Source organism: Clostridium nigeriense (genome assembly GCF_050585265.1).
Classification (GTDB): Bacteria; Bacillota; Clostridia; order Clostridiales; family Clostridiaceae; genus Clostridium; species Clostridium nigeriense_B.
In genome coordinates, this window is sequence record NZ_JBNOOE010000002.1 from 247,266 (window position 1) to 265,267 (window position 18,002).

Sequence of the window (18,002 nt, forward strand, 5' to 3'; positions counted from 1 at the left end):
ACTATGGCGGATAATAATTTTTATTTAGAGCTTTTAAAAGATTCAAACCTAGCTAATATAAGCAATGAAGATAAAGAAATAATTAAAATAAAGCTTTGGACTTTATTAGGAAAAGTTACAGAAAGATATACCATGGGAGATAGTTCATCAGTTCCAGTTGAAATTGCTGAAGAACTTTTAAAGTCTATTACATTTTTATTAAAGAAAGAAATGAAAAATCTAAAATCGAATGTAGACCTATTTCAATGTGAATGTCTAGAAGGTGCATGGAAGGACTCCTGGCTAACAATAGAAAATGATATAACAACGGGTAAGGATTTGCTAAAAGAGGTAATAAAAACATCAACTGGCATAGAAAATATATCATATAAGGATACTGTTGCTGGAATTGAAAAAGGTATCAAAGGTTACGATTATAGATTTTGGGCTCATGAAGTACCGTGTAGTATAGATTATCAACTCTCAAATCCTGTAGATGAAGATTTGAAAGGAATAGATTTCATTAATGAATATCTTACACGATTATTATTTGAAAATAAATTTTGTAATAACTTTGAGAAAGAAAAAATAATAAAAATTTTAAAAAGCTATTGCAGAGATTATAAAGAATTATTAATAAATATATTTGAGCCAGTACTTACTAATGTTATTGGTTTAGAGTTGGTAGAGGCAGATATATTTGAATTAGAAATGAAAAGTTATGAAAGAGAAATATTACTATATACTTTCAAAAAAATGACTAAAGAAGAAATAGAGGAAGATATTATAAAAGCAGCTAATAATATATGTAATAAATTAAAAATAGTAAGTGATTATGAAAATAATTATGTGAAAATGACAGCTTTAAATTTACTTGTTAGAATTGAAGAAGGTACTAAAAATAATAATTTAGAAAATATATTTTTAAGCTATAAAATAGAGGAAAATGAAATGGAAGATATTTTTCTAGCTAATGAAACTATGGATGATGAAAGCTTAAGGAAATTAATAGATGAAATAAGAGTTTGTAGATTTACTAAGGATAAAATTGCAGTTATTCATAAGGAAGTTAAAAGTTTAGATGATTTAGTAGAAATTTTAAATAATTGTATTTGGGAAGATGAAATAGAGGAATTAGTTAATAATTTTAGTAAAGATGAGATAGAAGCATTGAAATATTATTTGAATAATAAATTAAATGGTAATATTTCAAATACAGGATGGGAAAATAAATTTATCCAGATTTGTTAGTTTGTATAGAATTACTTAGATGTTAAAATTTGTATAATACTAAAGGTTGAGAATAATCTATTTATATCACTCGGATTAATTCCAATTTATAGATTAGATGAAATTGTTGTATGAAAGGAATGATATTATTGAGAAAAATATTTCTAACTATATCAATTTGTTTATTATTTCTAAGTGGATGTTCGACATCAAATTATCCTAAGAATTATCCAACAATGACAATAGAGTATAATGGTGAATATTTTGAAACAGAGGTAAATGAAGTAACATGGTCAGAAATAGATAGTACAGGACAAGGATTAGGTAATAGTTTAATAAGTGCACCAGAGTTAGAAATTGCAGAGGATATGGATTATATTAATGTACAACCTAATGATGTAATAAATTTTAAAATTGAATATGATAAAAATATTTCTGAAATATATGCAATTGAAGTAGATGGTTTAGGAGCAGATAGAAAAGAAATTAAAATAGATATTGATAATAATTCCATTAAAGTTCCTAATGAAAAAGGTGAATATGTTTATTCTGTAAAAGTCATATGGGATTCAACACCTGAATCTACTCATTTTGTAAGTTATGTTATTAAACTTAATGTAATCTAAAATTAAGTTTAAATATTATATTTTGCGAGGCAAAAAATTTATTATCCTTATCTTATGAATATAAGAAGAAAAATTACAAATAATAAAATTAGAAATAAGTTTATGAGGTGATGATAAATGTTAAGGATGATAAAAGGTATGGCAGCAGGTGCAGTAATAGGTATGGCAGTAAGTGCTGTTGTATTACCACAGTTAGATAGAAGAACTCAAAGAAATATAAAAAGAGTTGGAAGAAGGGCTATGAATATGGCTGAAGATACCTGTGATATGATAATGGGATATATGAAGTAAAAAGTGTATTAAAGGAATAACTAAAATTTGTTGCGATTTAAAAAACTCCTAAGGGAGTTTTTTATTTTTGGAAAAATATAAGGATGGTATCCTTTGAATAATATTTTATAATTTCACTACTTCAGTTATAACGTATTAATTTTACATTGTATGACAGTTATTTCTATTATTTTAGTTTTATAGTAGTGGTTAATTTGTATAAATATAAAATTATATTATAAAATCTACAAATTTTATAGCAGATTTTTGAAATTATCTAGTAATTTTTATGTATTTAATGATATAATAATAAAAAAGAAAAAATTAATTTTGTATTTTAAATTATATTTTGACGAAAAAAATCAAAAAAATATGGTGGCAGATACATTTAGTATTAATAAGCAGTAATGAAAAGGAAGAGTGTTTGATGGAAATTCTTGCATTAGGGGAAAAAATAAAGAGAAGAAGAAAAGAATTAGAGATGACTCTTAAAGATTTGGCAGGAGATAGAATAACTCCAGGTCAAATTAGTTTAGTTGAATCGGGAAGATCTAATCCTTCGATGGATTTGCTTGAATATTTAGCAGTTGCATTACAAACTTCAGTTGAATATTTAATGGAATCTGAAGAAACTCAGGCTGAAAAGATAAGCGTATATTATGAGCAAATTGCAGAATCTTATATATTATCTGGAGATTACATCACTGGAGAAAAATACATAGAGAATGCTTTATATTATGTTGAAAAATATAATCTAGAATATAGAAAAGCAAAGATTATTTATTTAAGAGCACAAGCTTATATGGCTAAAGGAGAGCTAACTTTAGCACAACAATTTTTCTTATCTTCAAATGTAATATTTATTAAAAATAATAATTACGAAGAGATAATAAAAACTTTTCTAAACCTAGGGAAAATAACATTAAATTTAAAAGCATATCACTCATCTAGTAGTTACTTAAGACAAGCTGAAAAGGTCTACCTAGATAATAATATAGGAAATGATTTTTTACTTGGAGAAATTTATTATTATATGGCAGAATCTTATTTTAAAATTGAAAATATTGCTAAAGCCATAGATTATTCATTTTTAGCAAAAAGTAAATTTGAGCAAGTTAATAATAGAGAGGAATACGCTAAAACACTTTTACTATTATCAGAAGAATATAATAAAAAAGGTGATTTATCAAATGCAATAAAGTATTCACAAAAGACTCTAGAAGTATATAAAGAGTTAGATGAGTTAAATAATATTTCTGAAATAGAGAATAACCTAGGAAAACTATTCTATGAATTTGAAAACATAGAAGAATCTTTTAAACATTATGAAATATCTAAAGAAATTAGAGTAAGAAGAAAAGATTCTAAGATAGTAGAAACGCTAATTAATATTTGCGAAAATTATATTAAATTAAAAGATATTTCAAAATGTGAAGAATTATTAGGAGAAATAAATAGTTATTTAGATGAAGGCGATATAGAAAGTTTAATAGAGTTAAACTTATTATGGTACAGAATTTATACAATAAAAGAACTTTCAAGGGAAGCAGAATATGTTCTATTAGATACATATAACTTAGCTAAAGCTAACGATTTACAAAAACAATTGGGGAAATTATCCATAATGCTTGGAAAGTTTTATATAGATAATAAAAGGGATGCTGAAGCAGCTAAATATTTAGATGAAGGAGTTAATATTTTTAGGAAAATAGGAATTCTTAAAAATTAATTCAATCGGGGGTATTAAATGGAAATATTATCAACTGGTGAAAAAATTAAAAGGGCAAGGGTATATCAAGGGATAACTTTAAAAGAATTATGTGGAAAAAAAGTTTCAATTTCCAAAATGAGCTGTATTGAAAATGGAAAAATTAAGGCGGATAAAGAAATTTTAGAATATATTGCTGATAAACTTGACCTTGATTATGAGTATTTAGTTAGGGATGTAAAAGAACAAATTATTACTAACCTTGAATTAATAAATAAAGACCTAGTTCCAGATGAAGAAATGGATAAGGTTATTGATCATAATTTAACTTATGCCTTAGAATATTCATATAATGACTTAGCTTTTGAACTTATACATAAACTTTTTAGTTATTATGTAAAGAAAAATAAGGTGGAAAATATACAATTAATAATATCTCAATATTATGATTTATACCAAAAAAATAATACTTTTGATAATACAATAACTTATTATATAGATATGGCTACATTCTTCTACAGTATTAAGGACCTTAATGAAGCAATAAATTATTACGATAGGGCTAGAAATTTATTAAAAAGTGAAAAAAGCTTTAGTAAATCTAACTATGCATATATTTGCTATAGAGAAGGAAAATCTTATGAAAAGATGGGTTTACTAGAAGAAACTTATAAGACATTAAAAGAGGCTTTGAAATATATTGATCACATTAGTGATTCTTTAGAAAAGGGTGATATATATCATTGCTTTGCAACAGTATGTATTAAGCTTAAGAAAGAAGATGCAGAAAAGTATTTAAACTTAGCATATGAACATAAGAAGTCCAATCCTACTATGTTAGCTATATCAAAAGGGAAAAATAGTAAAAGCTACTTTTATGTAGGAAATAGAGAAAAGGCTATTGAAGAAATTAAAGAGGGGATAGAGATATTCCCTACAGAAGATGAAGCAAAGTATGTTAGATTCTTGAATTCATGTATAAGAACTTTATATGAAAATAATGAATATGATATTGCTTATGAAATTACTGATAAGGCTTTAAATTCTGCAATTAACTCAAAAGATATAGTTCTCATTGAAGAGTCATACTATTTAAAAGGAATGATACTTCAAAAAAAGGGGATGTATATCCAAGCAGAGATGTATATGAACCTATCACTAGATTCTTTATTTAAATTTGCTAATAGAGAGAAGAGACGTGAACGTTATTTAGACATGGGCGAAATGTATTATAAGCTAGGAGAAGTCAAAGATTCTTTAAAGTATTTCACCTTAGCTATAAAATTAGAAAAATAAAAAAGAATTAAATATGTTATGTTATTTGCTCCGTGGCAAGCTCCAAGTCGCTATAACATAACATATTTAATTCTACAAGTTAAAGGAATAAAACTTCATTCCTCAGAATTATGAAGTTTTATTCCTTACAATTATCCAAATATATTTACAAAGAATGAGTTATCATTAAATTAATCTGTTATTCTTAAAATAAAATTACTATTTTCTAATAGGATGGAAAAATGATGATAATATACTTAATAATGAATATTTAGAGAATACGCTAGGTACAAAAAATAAGCCTCTCATTAAAAATCAATCCTTTCTAAATTTTTTCCGTTCATACTTATACTTAAATTATACTTAGAACTGATTTATAATGCATTGACTTAAATGTGTACTTTTAAGTACATTTAAGTTATTAACAAAATTCCAAATAAATTGGAAAAGTACAAAGAAACCATAAAATTTAGTTCCTTTGTACTTTTTATAATTTTATTCCTTTAGAATTGAAGTATTTCTATTAATTTTATTATTACTTAGTGTTTTTAATCAAAATTAGTTTAGCATGATAGCCTTTAAGTTCAGTAATTATATTCAAAATAGTATTTTTCTTTGAGTATTTAAATTCTATCTTAGGGAAAGAAGCCTTATGTAAGATTTCTTTTTCTTCTTTATTTAGCCTATCTGGCGATCCCATAGATAGCCAATAGTTATAAGAAGACCCAATTCTTTCGCTAATTTCATAAGTTATAATTCTAGATGTTTTTTTTATGTTTTCTATATTTAAGGATATTTTTTTCTTAGATATTTTTCTCTTACCACGTTTTGTAAAGATATCTTCAAATTTTTGCATTTCTTCTAATTCATCATTATAAGAATAAAGTAGTATACAATATTCATCTTCTTTTTTAGTTACTATAAGTCCATTGTCTATTTTAACTATTTCGTCACCTAGCTTACTTAGCAAATAATAAGCGTAGTATGAAGGCTTTCTAATTCCCATATCATTAACTAATCCTGGTGCTCCAATAAAAACTTCATTAGTTAAACTTATTTCTTTTTCTAACACATCAAAGGCTCTTAAGAAATTTAATGAATTTTTGTTAAAAATAGTATTATGAATTATAAAAGGTAGCATAAAAGCTGTATCATAAATCTTATTTAAACTTTTATCACAGACAAAGTCTTCTTCAATTACATCTAGGTTATATTCTTCTATTAAGAAGTTAAATAAAGAACTCTTTATTTTTTTATTTATAACAGGGGTAAATTGAAATTTAAATTTTGTTATATCAATATATTCTATTTCAGAGAAGTATTCAAAAAAGCTTATTAAAACTTGCTTATATTTTTCAAATGTGAAATTTGGATTATCCAGTAATATAAGTGGTTTTAAATCTATGTAATCTAAAAATTCAATTACACTTTTAGCTTTGTTCCAGTTATAGAAGTCAGCTTTTGGGAATACCCCCATATCATTATTAAACATATTTTCAAGTCTTACATATTTAAAGTGAAGCTCTTCTTGTATTTCTTCTAATATGTCTTTATTATCTTCTAGCAATAGGTCGAAGGCATCATCTAGATTTATAATTTCACTATAATCATTGTTAAACTCTCCAAGGGTTTCATCCATATCTATATGAATCTTCCAAAGTTTATTTTCATAATTAAACCTTTCATAATCATCTAGTTCAGAAGATAAATATTCTAAGGCATCTTGAAGATTTAAAGTTTCTATTTTTTTACTAGCTTCATATTCTTTTTCAGTTAATTTATTTTTCTTTCTATATTGAAGTGGGGTGCAACCATAGTAATTTTTAAAATTTTTATTTAAATATCTTACATGTGAAAACCCAACTTCATCTGATATATCGGAAATACTTAAATCACTATCTAATAAAAGTTTGACAGATTCTTCAACTCTAGTTAAATTAACCAAGTCTGTAAAGCTGTATCCTGTAGCATACTTAATTTCATGAGATAAATAGTGAGGACTTAAAAATTCTTTCTTTGCAATTTCTTGTAAAGTAATATTACTATCATAATTATTAAATATATATTTAGAAATTCTATGATATCTAGCTAATTGCTCAGATTTATCTTTTAACTCTTCTTTTTCATAAGTTAAGTAGTGAAAATTATTTATAAGATGATATAGTAAATCTACTAAAATAGATTCAATTTCTTTATCATAATCATCAAGCTTTTGAACAGCTTCGCATAAAAGTTTAGCTAGAAAATTTCTGAGGATATCATATTCTTCGCCTTCTTGAGCACCATCATCTGTTGAGTTAGTATAAAAGAAGATATTATTAATATCCTTATAGTACTTTTCAAAAAAATAAGGATCTATATGAAAAATTAAAACTTTATTTTCTTCATTACTATAAATTCTATGAGCTTCATCCACATTTATAATTTCCATCTCTTTTTCTAATACTTCGAATGAATCAGTATCTACATTAACATTTATGCTTCCTCTTAAAACATAAAGTATCTCAATAGAGTTATGCCAGTGTATAGGATATTCTTTTATATTGGCATAAGATATCTTTATAGGAGAATCAGAGGGGTAGCTTACATATTCTCTTCTTATAAAAATCACCTCTTTTCAATTATTTCATTTACTCTAATTATATCCTATTTATTATGAAATAGAAAATTATAAAAAAATCAAAATATACTTTGACTTTCTTTGACTTTTGTATTATTATTTAAATATAGATTAAAATAAATGTATTAAGTAGTATATAAAGGAGTGAAGCACATGAATATTGATAAAATGACATTAAGAGTTCAAGAAGCATTAAATAATGCTAGTATGATTGCAGTTAAATTTAATCACCAACAAGTAGAGTTAATACACTTATTTACAGCACTAGTAGAACAAGAGGATGGTTTAATACCTAATATATTTACTAAAATGGGTGTTAATGTTAAATCAATAGATGATGATTTAAATAGAGTTTTAGGAGATATGCCAAAGGTTTTAGGTGAAGGTGCTAACTCTTCTGGGGTGTATGCTACTAGACAAATAGAAGAGGTATTAGTTAAGGCTGAAGATTTAGCTAAAAAATTCGAAGATTCTTATATTAGTGTTGAGCATTTAATGCTTGCAATAATTGATGTAGATAAAAATGGAGAAGTTAAGAGAATATTAGATAAGTATAATATTAATAAAAAAACTTTTATGGAAGTTTTAAAGGAAGTTAGAGGAAATCAAAGAGTAGAAACTCAAGATCCAGAAGGTACTTATGATGCTTTAGGTAAGTATGGTACTAATTTAACTGACCTTGCTAAGAAACATAAACTAGATCCTGTAATTGGTAGAGATGAAGAAATAAGAAGAGCTATTAGAATATTATCAAGAAGGACTAAAAATAACCCAGTATTAATTGGTGAACCTGGAGTAGGTAAAACTGCTATTGTAGAAGGTTTAGCTGAAAGAATAATCAGAGGAGATGTACCAGAAGGTTTAAAAAATAAAGTTATATTTTCTTTAGATATGGGTGCATTAATTGCAGGAGCTAAATATAGAGGTGAATTTGAAGAAAGATTAAAAGCTGTTTTAAAAGAAGTACAAAGTAGTGAAGGAAGAATAATTTTATTTATAGATGAAATTCACACTATAGTTGGAGCAGGAAAAACTGATGGTGCTATGGATGCAGGTAATTTAATTAAGCCATTACTTGCAAGAGGTGAATTACATTGTATTGGTGCTACAACCTTTGATGAATATAGACAATATATAGAAAAGGATAAGGCATTAGAAAGAAGATTCCAACCTGTTATAGTAGAAGAGCCAACTGTAGAAGATGCTATATCAATTCTTAGAGGATTAAAAGAAAGATTTGAGATACATCATGGTGTAAGAATTCATGATTCAGCATTAATTGCAGCTGCAAAATTATCTCATAGATATATACAAGATAGATTTTTACCAGATAAGGCAATAGATTTAATTGATGAAGCTGGTGCTATGATTAGAACAGAAATAGATTCTCTTCCAACAGAACTTGATAAAATAAGAAGAAGGTTATTCCAATTAGAGATTGAAAAAGAAGCCTTAACAAAGGAAAAAGATGAAGGATCTAAGAAGAAGCTTGTTGTGTTAGAAAAGGATATTGCAGAACTTAAGGCTAAAAATGATGAAATGACTGCAAAGTTTGAGAAAGAAAAAGATGCAATAGTTACTTTAAGAAACTTAAAATCTAAATTAGATGATGCTAGAGGAGACTTAGAAACTGCTCAAAGAAGCTATAATTATAATAAGGCTGCTGAAATTCAATATAGTGTAATTCCAGCATTAGAAGAGGAAATTAAACAAAAAGAAATAGATGTTAAAGAAAATTATGATGGAGCACTTTTAAAGGAAGAAGTAACTGAAGAGGAAGTATCAAAAATACTTTCTAAATGGACTGGTATTCCTGTAAGTAATCTATTAGAAGGTGAAAGAGAAAAACTTCTAAGATTAGAAAGTGAAATGGAAAAGAGAGTTATTGGCCAAGAAGAAGCTATAACTGCTGTTTCAAATGCCATTCTTAGAGCAAGAGCAGGATTAAAGGATGTTAATAAACCTATAGGTTCATTTATATTCTTAGGACCAACAGGTGTAGGTAAAACAGAACTTGCTAAGACTTTAGCTAGAAATTTATTTGATTCTGAAGAAAATATTATAAGAATTGATATGTCTGAATATATGGAGAAACATTCAGTATCTAGATTAGTTGGAGCGCCTCCAGGATATGTAGGTTATGATGAAGGTGGCCAACTTACAGAAGCTGTAAGAAGAAACCCATACAGTGTAATTTTATTTGATGAAATAGAAAAAGCACATGAAGATGTATTTAATATATTCTTACAAATCTTAGATGATGGTAGATTAACTGATAATAAAGGAAAAACTGTAGATTTCAAAAATACTATTATAATTATGACTTCAAATATTGGAAGTAGCTATCTTTTAGAAAATAAGAGTGAAGATACTGTAGAAGAAAGTATTAGAAGTCAAGTTATGAATGAAATGAAACTAAGATTTAAACCTGAATTCTTAAATAGAGTAGATGATATAATTATGTTTAAGCCTCTATCAGAAAATGGAATCAAGAAGATTATAGATATTTTCTTAAAAGAAGTTTCAGGAAGATTAAAGGATAAAAATATTACTCTTGAAGTAACTGATAAAGCAAAGACAATTATGGCTAGAGAAGGATATGATCCAGTATATGGAGCAAGACCATTAAAGAGATATATTCAAAATAGTATAGAAAATACTTTAGCTAGAAAGATTATAAAGGGCGATATTGGTTATGGATCAAGTGTTATAGTAGATGAAGAGGATGATCAATTAGTAATTAAATCTGAATAGAACTATAAATTAAGGGCTACTACACCAATTAGTGTAATAGCCCTATTTTTGTGTAATTTACTAATATGGAATATTTTTCTATAATCATATATTAGAGTATTATTGTTAACTTTAGAATTCCTCATTATTAATAAACAATATAGGATCAATTTCACTTCCGTAAATATCATCTCTTGATAAAAGATATTTTTTTACATCTTCTTTGCTAGAAAACTTAGATATTTGAAATGGATATATTGGTGAATACTTTTCAAGAACAATAAAATCATCTTCATTTTCTATCATTACTACTGAATGACCTACAAACATCTTGTTTTCAAGTTCATCATTCATATAGAGATTTATTAATGAAACTTTTCCATTATTCTCTATATTAATTTCTCTTTTATTTAAATCTTCTTTAATTAACTCTATTATTTTTTGTGAATCTTTTACATTGCCTATATCTACAGGATTAAATAAATTTATAAACTTTTCTTTATCTTCTTCACTAAAATCAACTATAGGATTGCTATCAATAGCTTCAATATCAAACATTAGATAATTATCTGCAGCTACTTTACCTTTTGTTGTTACAAAATCTTTAAATAATGCAAAAGCTGCTAACCTACAATTTATTTCGCTTATAGTAATTCCATCATCTAGTGTTTTAGGAGTTAAAATAATTGAATTATATAATCCATTTATTGAGTCAACAGTTACAAAATCTACCTTTAATAAACTCTTATCTTCAACTCTTTCATTAAAATCATTAATATATTTTATATATGTTGTTATGTTTTCTTCGCTTACTCCATTATTAATAAGTAAATTTTTTACTTCATCTTCCATATTTTTATTTGCTATATTAGAAAGTGTTACAGGAACTTTTTCAATTTGATTTTGACTTGAAATATTAGTATCATCTAATGAATTATTTTTATTTTCTATACAGCCTACCATCATACTTCCCATAACTAATGTTAAAGCCAATGAAATGAATCTTTTTTTCATAACTTTTACCTCCATTACTTTATTGCAGTTCTATTATAGTTTAGAAGTCTAAAAGTTGTAGTTACAAAACTATTACAACTAATTTAAAATTTTATTTTTTTATAAATTTAATAAATAGGTTGACAAGTTACGACAAAATAAGTTATTATATTGCTCGTGGGAAAAATGCGTGTTTAGCTCAGCTGGATAGAGCAACGCCCTTCTAAGGCGTGGGCCAGGAGTTCGAATCTCTTAACACGCACCATTATGGTTTACTAGCTCAATCGGTAGAGCACTTGACTTTTAATCAAGGTGTACCGGGTTCGATTCCCGGGTAAGCCACCACATTTTGCGGAAGTGGCTCAATGGTAGAGCGTCACCTTGCCAAGGTGAATGTTGCGGGTTCGAGTCCCGTCTTTCGCTCCAAATATTATCTGTACAAGATAGATACAAGTTAGTATCTTTTTGTACGGATTTTTTTATTTTTCAGGAAATTATAAAGATGTTACCCCATGAATAACTTTTTTATTTAATTTTATATTACCAATAGTTTTACTAATAAATATTATCTATTAATAATTTTTATTAAAAAATACTTACATTCTGATTTTTATGTGATATAATAAATTTAATTAATTAATACATAAAGAGGAGAGAAAAAATATGTTAGTAGTATTTGATAGTAGATTTGGTAGTGGAAAAGCATTTGCTGAAAAGTTAGGAATGCCAACACAAAATGTTAGTGAGGCATTAAATGAAGAATGTGTTCTTGTTACACGTAATGAAGGATTAGGTCAAATTACACAAGTTACAAGAGAGTTTTTAGATAAACACAAAGATTTAGTTCGTGGTGTTGTTGTAAATGGTAGTAAAGAAAGACATGCTGAAACATATTGTTTTGCAGCTGATAAAATTGAAAAAGAATATGGAATTACTTGCCTTCGTAAAATTGATGGACAAGGAACTGATGAAGATGTAGAAGCAGTAAAAGCTGCTATTGAAAATCTATAAGCTAAGTAAAAATTTATCTTATATTTAAAAGAAAAGCTATGTATAGGCATAACCTAGACATAGCTTTTTTATTATTTGTAGGAATTTATAAAAATTTTATTCTTTAAATAAGATTTTATAATTTCCTTTCTTTAGCTTTGAAGTTCATCTATTAATTATTAGATGACTTGTAACAAAGCTATGTAATAAGCACAAAATTAGATGATTGTGCTTATTTATTTAATTTTTGATTCGTATTGTTGAACCATTCTTTTAACCATTTCTCCACCAACACTACCGCATTGTTTTGAAGAAAGATCTCCATTATAGTCTGTGAAAGGAACTCCCATTTCACTAGCTACTTCATTTTTGAATTTAGATAATCCATTTTTTGCTTCTGGTACTAATGTTTTATTGCTTGCCATAATAAGCGCCTCCTTAAAAGTTAATACAAAGTTTTTTGTTACTTTGTACTATTATATTATGTAAAAAAAAACTTATTAAACTATAAAAATAAATACATTAAGAGAATTATCTTCCCAGAAAGGATAAAAGTGGTACAAACTATTTTAATAAATAATTAAAAAATAAAATAAAAAAACTCCCGAAGGAGTTTTAAAAATTAATTTATTTTTAAAATTTATATAATAAAATATGTTTTATATATTTTTCTTTTGCATTTTAAATATAGCAATTACTATAGGTGTAACAACTAAAGCAGATAAAATAGCTTCAGCAATTCCATTTGTACCAATTACGGTTAATAGAGCTGTAGTAACTGCACTCATCGAATTTGTTGAAATAGTACCTCTTTCCATAAGGACTGTAGCATAATCTTTAAAATAAACTAAATAAATTGTGCCAAGTACACCGATAGTATTAACTAATGAACCACAAATTGCAGCAACACTAATAGATACCTTTATGTTTTTAACTTTTGATCTTATTATTTTGTATACATAATAAGAAATAACCCCGATTAATATTCTTGGTAAAACAGATACTAATGGATTATAGAAAAATGGGGACATTGGCGTTGGAGCTGTAATATTTTGATAAATTGAGAATAAGCCAAATATTAGGCCTATAGAACCACCTACTACTGGTCCTTCAATTATAGCTCCAATAATTACTGGTAAATGTAAAATAGTTAGTTTGAAAAGTGGTAGAGGTATAAAACCAAGACCTGTTAATCCTAAGAATAAACAGATACCTGATAGCATTGATATTACTACCATCTTTCTAACATTTTCATGGGATTTTCCCACCCCTCTAGCGTTTAACATGATAAAACTCCTCCGTTCTTATTCCTTTTTTAAGGATATAATTCGGCAAAAAATAAATTTTTGCAAAGTTCGGTTTCAATGAATACCGACCAATATAATTTTATCATATATGAATAATGTGTAAAGTAGGAAATAAAAAAAGATATTGCTCTTTTATTATATCTGTTATAGTATAAATATAACAGATGTGATAAGGGGTGTAAAAATGTTAGAAATAATTAATTTTTCAAAAGCATATAAAAATGGGAAAAAGGCTGTTAATAATATTTCTCTTACAGTTAATAATGGAGAAATATTCGCCTTTATAGGTCATAACGGAGCAGGAAAAACAACTACTATAAAATCAATAGTTGGAATACTTGAATTTGAGGAAGGAGATATTTTAATAGATGGAATATCTATTAAAAAAGATCCAATAAACTGTAAAAAGAACATGGCTTATATACCGGATAATCCTGATATTTATGAAAGTTTAACTGGAATTCAATATTTAAATTTTATATCTGATATATTTAATGTATCAAAGAGTGATAGAGAAAATTCCATAAAGTATTATGCTGATAAATTTGAAATAACAAACTTCTTAGGAGATTTAATTTCTTCATATTCACATGGAATGAAGCAAAAATTAGTTCTTATTTCTGCATTACTTCATAAACCGAAACTTTTAATATTGGATGAACCTTTTGTTGGTTTAGATCCAAAGGCTTCACATTTATTAAAAGAGGAAATGAAGACTTTATGTAGAGATGGAGTTTCAATTTTCTTTTCGACGCATGTATTGGAAGTGGCAGAAAAGCTTTGTGATAAGGTAGCAATAATAAAGGATGGTGTTATAGTTTCACAAGGTAGGATGGAAGCTGTTAAGGGAAATAGTTCATTAGAAGATATATTTATGGAGTTGATAGATAATGAGTAATTTAGTAAATCTTTTAAAAATAACATTTATTAATTCTATTGGTATTAATAAACTTACAAATGAAAAATCAAAGACAGAAAGAAATAAAGCTATATTTATAGCTATTACTATTGGAATATCTATAATAGCATTTTTGGCTATGTCAATTATATATTCTGATATTTTGGCAAAGGGATTAGAACAAATAGGAATGTTAGAGTTGCTTTTAGTTATGGGATTTATGTTAAGTACTGCAATGATTTTATTTACATCAATTTATAAAGCACAAGGTATATTATTTTCATTCAAAGATTACGATTTATTAATGAGTCTACCAATTAAGAAAAGTAATGTTTTAATTGCAAAGATGATACATCTATTAATAATAAATTACTTCTTTTTATTATTTACATTACTATGTCCAGCAGTTATTTATTTTAAATATACAAATACATCACCTATATTCTTCTTAAGTTTATTATTAGTATTTATAGCATTACCACTTATTCCAATAGTTATATCTTCATTAATAGCCTTTGGAATAAGTTTTGTATCATCTAAGATGAAGCATAAAAATGCTGTTATTATATTAGGAACTTTAGGAATAGTACTATTAATATATATAGCATCATTTAAATCAGGGGATTTAATACAGTCAATATTCTTAAATAGTTCATCAATTACTGATGGAATTTCTAAGATTTATCCACCAGCAGATTTTGCTATAAGAGGATTAGTTAATTCTAATTTTATGGATATTGTAATTTTTGTACTATTATCAGCTTTAGTATTTTCATTATTTGTATTTATATTTAGTAGAAGTTTTAAAAGTATAAGCTCTAAGCTTCAAGAAAGTTATAAAAAGGCTGATTATAAAATGAAAGAAATGAGAATATCTTCTCAATTAGTGGCATTAGTAAAAAAAGAAATAAAGAGATATTTTACATCTCCTATATATGTAATAAACACAATTATTGGGCCTATATTATTACTTGGAATTTCAATAGCTACTTTATTTATGGGAGAAGAAGTGCTTGTAAGTATTCTTGAAATAGAAATAATAAGAGAGAGTATTCCTATATTTACTATAGTCGTTGTATGTGGAGTTTTAGTCTTATCTTGCACAACTAATTCATCTATATCATTAGAAGGTAAAAATCTATGGATATTAAAATCAAGTCCAATAAGACCAATAGAGATATTTAAAGCTAAAATAATGTTAAATTTAATTTTGATTGTACCAGCTGTATTAATTTCAGATATTATTTTTTCAATATCATTAAAATTTGAATTAAATCAAGTTATTTCGCTTTTAATAATATCAATAATTTTTTCTATTATAGTACCGATTATAGGAATAATAGTAAACTTGTTCTTTCCTAAGTTAAATTGGGTTTCAGAAACAGCAGTAGTAAAGCAAGGAGCAAGTGTATTGATTCAAATGTTAATTTCTGTAGCTATAGTAGCAGTTCCAGTAGTTATTTACATTTACGGGAAAATACAAAATATAAATCTATTTTTATTATGTATAGTAATATATGAAATAACAATATTAGGAGCTATAACCGTAATTTTAAATACTATATCTGTAAAATTATTTAATAGGCTATAATGCAAGGGAATTTTTAATAATGGCAAAATAAGAGTTCATTTCAAATAAAATATTACTTTAAATTTTTATAGACAAAAGAGGTGATTTAATGATTTTGAGAATAGACTTTGATTCAGAAGTCCCGATATATGTTCAAATAAAAAATCAAGTCATTGAAGGTATAGCAAGAGGAGAAATTGAGGGAAATGAGGAGTTGCCTTCAGTTAGGGCTTTAGCTGAAGATATAGGGGTAAATATGCATACTGTTAATAAGGCGTATACAATGCTAAAAGAGGAGGGCTATATAAAAATTGATAGGAGAAAAGGTGCAATAGTATCTTTAAATTTAGATCAATCTATGAATAGATTTAAAGAAGATTTAAATGAAAATTTATATTATTATATGGCTCAATGTTATAACAGAGGATTAAGTAAAGAGGAAATTAAAGATTATATAGATAAAGTATTTTTAGATTTTAATAAAGAGTAGGTGATGAGTAGTGGAAAAGATAATTATTTTAGGGAGCACTATTTTTGTAAGTATAATTCTAATTTTTTCAACTATTTTTGTAAATAGGTTTTCTAATAATGGAATTATTTTCGGAGTTAGAGTTCCAAAAGAATATGAGAATGATGAGGATATAATTAAGTTAGAAAAAGAATATAAGAAAAATTATTTAATATTTATTTTACCATTAATTATTATAATAAATGTACTTGTCTTTATAAGTTCAAGAATATGGATATACTTTATATTGATATTTTCTTTAATTGTAATTAGTAATATACCCATAATTATCTATTGGAAAAAAACAATGAAGCTTAAGGAAGAAAAGGGTTGGAGAAGCTTAGGAAAAAATGTAGTTATTGTGGATACCACCATTAGAAAGCCAAAAGTAAGGGAAGATAATGTTGTAATAAAAACTAAAACTTTTATGTATTTATTAGTAATTCCTTTAATTACTGTTATAGCAACCTTAGTTGCTTATAAAAATGTACCAAATCCTTTTCCTATTCATTATAATGCTGAAGGAATAGCAGATAGCTTTGTAAAGAAAGAAGGTTTTAAGGGATTTTTCTATTTAGTTCTATTTCCAGCATTAATACAGGTTGGAATGATAATATTTATAGCTGTGCTTAATAAATTTGCTATTAATAGTAAGGTTGATATTAATAGTGGAACTTTAGAGGAAATTAAGAAGCAAAGAAAAGTTTTTAAAAGAGTTAATTCTATACTTTTATTTATAATTACTTTAGAAATATCATTAATGTTTGCATTTGTCCAATTTTGTACTATTTATTCTTGGAATATTAATTTAGTGAATATAATTGGTTTACCAACAATATTAATTACAGTAATTATTTTTTCAATTATAAGCTATAAGATTGGACAAGGTGGTAAAAACCTAAAGTTTAGCAAAGAAAAGGAAGAGATATATAGGGATGACGATAAAAATTGGATATTAGGAAATTTCTATTTCAATAAAAAGGATCCAAGTATCTTTGTAGAGAAAAGAATAGGAGTTGGATGGGATATTAATTTAGGTAATCCAATAGGAGTACTATTAATGATATTACCTTTTGTTTTACTAATATTCTTAGTAATTTATTTCATTATAAAAGGAATATAAGATATAGGGGAATCCGAATTGAATAACATAGGGTTATTTGTAGTAAAAAATATTTCAATAATATACATTACAATATTATCATATTATTTAAATAGTTACTCTAATAGTAGGATACATTTTAAAATCAGTATGAGTAATATTTCACGATATTAATTTAATTTTTATAAAAGTA

The 18,002-nt window shown here is 26.0% G+C and carries 15 protein-coding genes and 3 tRNA genes; 14 read left to right on the forward strand and 4 right to left on the reverse strand.

Features of this window, described 5'->3' with window-relative positions:
• The first annotated feature begins 3 nt into the window (after positions 1 to 3).
• The 5 genes from ACQPVP_RS02840 (at position 4) to ACQPVP_RS02860 (ending at position 5,109) form a co-directional block, all read left to right on the forward strand.
• Positions 4 to 1,230 carry a DUF6179 domain-containing protein gene (locus ACQPVP_RS02840; protein ID WP_430847041.1) on the forward strand — a complete coding sequence of 409 codons (1,227 nt, stop codon included), beginning with the start codon at positions 4 to 6 and terminating at the stop codon, positions 1,228 to 1,230.
• 128 nt (positions 1,231 to 1,358) lie between these two features.
• Positions 1,359 to 1,835: a hypothetical protein gene (locus tag ACQPVP_RS02845; RefSeq protein ID WP_430847043.1), complete on the forward strand. Its 477-nt coding sequence runs from the start codon at positions 1,359 to 1,361 to the stop codon at positions 1,833 to 1,835.
• Positions 1,836 to 1,952: 117 nt separating this feature from the next.
• The gene (locus ACQPVP_RS02850; protein WP_430847045.1) at positions 1,953 to 2,126 is read left to right on the forward strand and encodes a YtxH domain-containing protein; all 174 of its coding nucleotides are present in this window, start codon (positions 1,953 to 1,955) and stop codon (positions 2,124 to 2,126) included.
• A gap of 406 nt (positions 2,127 to 2,532) precedes the next feature.
• Positions 2,533 to 3,834 (forward strand): helix-turn-helix domain-containing protein, encoded by a 1,302-nt coding sequence (locus ACQPVP_RS02855; protein ID WP_430847047.1) that lies wholly within the window; start codon positions 2,533 to 2,535, stop codon positions 3,832 to 3,834.
• 18 nt (positions 3,835 to 3,852) lie between these two features.
• Positions 3,853 to 5,109, forward strand: a complete 1,257-nt coding sequence (locus ACQPVP_RS02860; protein ID WP_430847049.1) for a helix-turn-helix domain-containing protein — start codon at positions 3,853 to 3,855, stop codon at positions 5,107 to 5,109.
• 514 nt (positions 5,110 to 5,623) lie between these two features.
• Here the strand turns inward: ACQPVP_RS02860 and ACQPVP_RS02865 are convergent.
• Positions 5,624 to 7,690 carry a helix-turn-helix domain-containing protein gene (locus tag ACQPVP_RS02865; protein ID WP_430847312.1) on the reverse strand — a complete coding sequence of 689 codons (2,067 nt, stop codon included), beginning with the start codon at positions 7,688 to 7,690 and terminating at the stop codon, positions 5,624 to 5,626.
• A gap of 171 nt (positions 7,691 to 7,861) precedes the next feature.
• Here ACQPVP_RS02865 and clpB point away from each other — a divergent pair, with 171 nt between their 5' ends.
• A complete protein-coding gene (clpB, locus tag ACQPVP_RS02870) occupies positions 7,862 to 10,462 on the forward strand; it encodes an ATP-dependent chaperone ClpB (RefSeq protein WP_430847051.1) in 2,601 nt (866 codons plus the stop codon).
• A gap of 111 nt (positions 10,463 to 10,573) precedes the next feature.
• On the opposite strand, the gene ACQPVP_RS02875 is transcribed toward clpB, so the two are convergent.
• On the reverse strand, positions 10,574 to 11,455 hold the full coding sequence (locus ACQPVP_RS02875) for a DUF4300 family protein (protein ID WP_430847053.1): 882 nt from the start codon (positions 11,453 to 11,455) through the stop codon (positions 10,574 to 10,576).
• Positions 11,456 to 11,622: 167 nt separating this feature from the next.
• On the opposite strand from ACQPVP_RS02875, the gene ACQPVP_RS02880 reads away from it, so the two are divergent.
• The 4 genes from ACQPVP_RS02880 (at position 11,623) to ACQPVP_RS02895 (ending at position 12,445) form a co-directional block, all read left to right on the forward strand.
• Positions 11,623 to 11,699: transfer RNA gene (locus tag ACQPVP_RS02880), tRNA-Arg, on the forward strand.
• A gap of 4 nt (positions 11,700 to 11,703) precedes the next feature.
• Positions 11,704 to 11,779, forward strand: a tRNA-Lys gene (locus ACQPVP_RS02885).
• A 6-nt stretch (positions 11,780 to 11,785) separates the two neighbouring features.
• Positions 11,786 to 11,860: transfer RNA gene (locus tag ACQPVP_RS02890), tRNA-Gly, on the forward strand.
• A gap of 237 nt (positions 11,861 to 12,097) precedes the next feature.
• On the forward strand, positions 12,098 to 12,445 hold the full coding sequence (locus ACQPVP_RS02895) for a class Ib ribonucleoside-diphosphate reductase assembly flavoprotein NrdI (protein ID WP_430847055.1): 348 nt from the start codon (positions 12,098 to 12,100) through the stop codon (positions 12,443 to 12,445).
• Between the two features lie 215 nt (positions 12,446 to 12,660).
• On the opposite strand, the gene ACQPVP_RS02900 is transcribed toward ACQPVP_RS02895, so the two are convergent.
• On the reverse strand, positions 12,661 to 12,849 hold the full coding sequence (locus tag ACQPVP_RS02900) for a small, acid-soluble spore protein, alpha/beta type (RefSeq protein ID WP_430839603.1): 189 nt from the start codon (positions 12,847 to 12,849) through the stop codon (positions 12,661 to 12,663).
• A gap of 234 nt (positions 12,850 to 13,083) precedes the next feature.
• A complete protein-coding gene (locus ACQPVP_RS02905; protein WP_430847057.1) occupies positions 13,084 to 13,710 on the reverse strand; it encodes an ECF transporter S component in 627 nt (208 codons plus the stop codon).
• A 205-nt stretch (positions 13,711 to 13,915) separates the two neighbouring features.
• Between ACQPVP_RS02905 and ACQPVP_RS02910 the strand changes: the two genes are divergently transcribed.
• The 4 genes from ACQPVP_RS02910 to ACQPVP_RS02925 all read left to right on the forward strand — a co-directional run bounded on the left by ACQPVP_RS02910 (position 13,916) and on the right by ACQPVP_RS02925 (position 17,830).
• Positions 13,916 to 14,629 (forward strand): ABC transporter ATP-binding protein, encoded by a 714-nt coding sequence (locus tag ACQPVP_RS02910; protein ID WP_430847059.1) that lies wholly within the window; start codon positions 13,916 to 13,918, stop codon positions 14,627 to 14,629.
• On the forward strand, positions 14,622 to 16,220 hold the full coding sequence (locus tag ACQPVP_RS02915; protein ID WP_430847061.1) for a putative ABC transporter permease subunit: 1,599 nt from the start codon (positions 14,622 to 14,624) through the stop codon (positions 16,218 to 16,220). Before ACQPVP_RS02910 ends, ACQPVP_RS02915 begins: the two co-directional genes overlap by 8 nt.
• Before the next feature lie 88 nt (positions 16,221 to 16,308).
• Positions 16,309 to 16,689 carry a GntR family transcriptional regulator gene (locus ACQPVP_RS02920; RefSeq protein ID WP_430847063.1) on the forward strand — a complete coding sequence of 127 codons (381 nt, stop codon included), beginning with the start codon at positions 16,309 to 16,311 and terminating at the stop codon, positions 16,687 to 16,689.
• A 10-nt stretch (positions 16,690 to 16,699) separates the two neighbouring features.
• A complete protein-coding gene (locus ACQPVP_RS02925; RefSeq protein WP_430847065.1) occupies positions 16,700 to 17,830 on the forward strand; it encodes a DUF1648 domain-containing protein in 1,131 nt (376 codons plus the stop codon).
• Positions 17,831 to 18,002 lie beyond the last annotated feature (172 nt).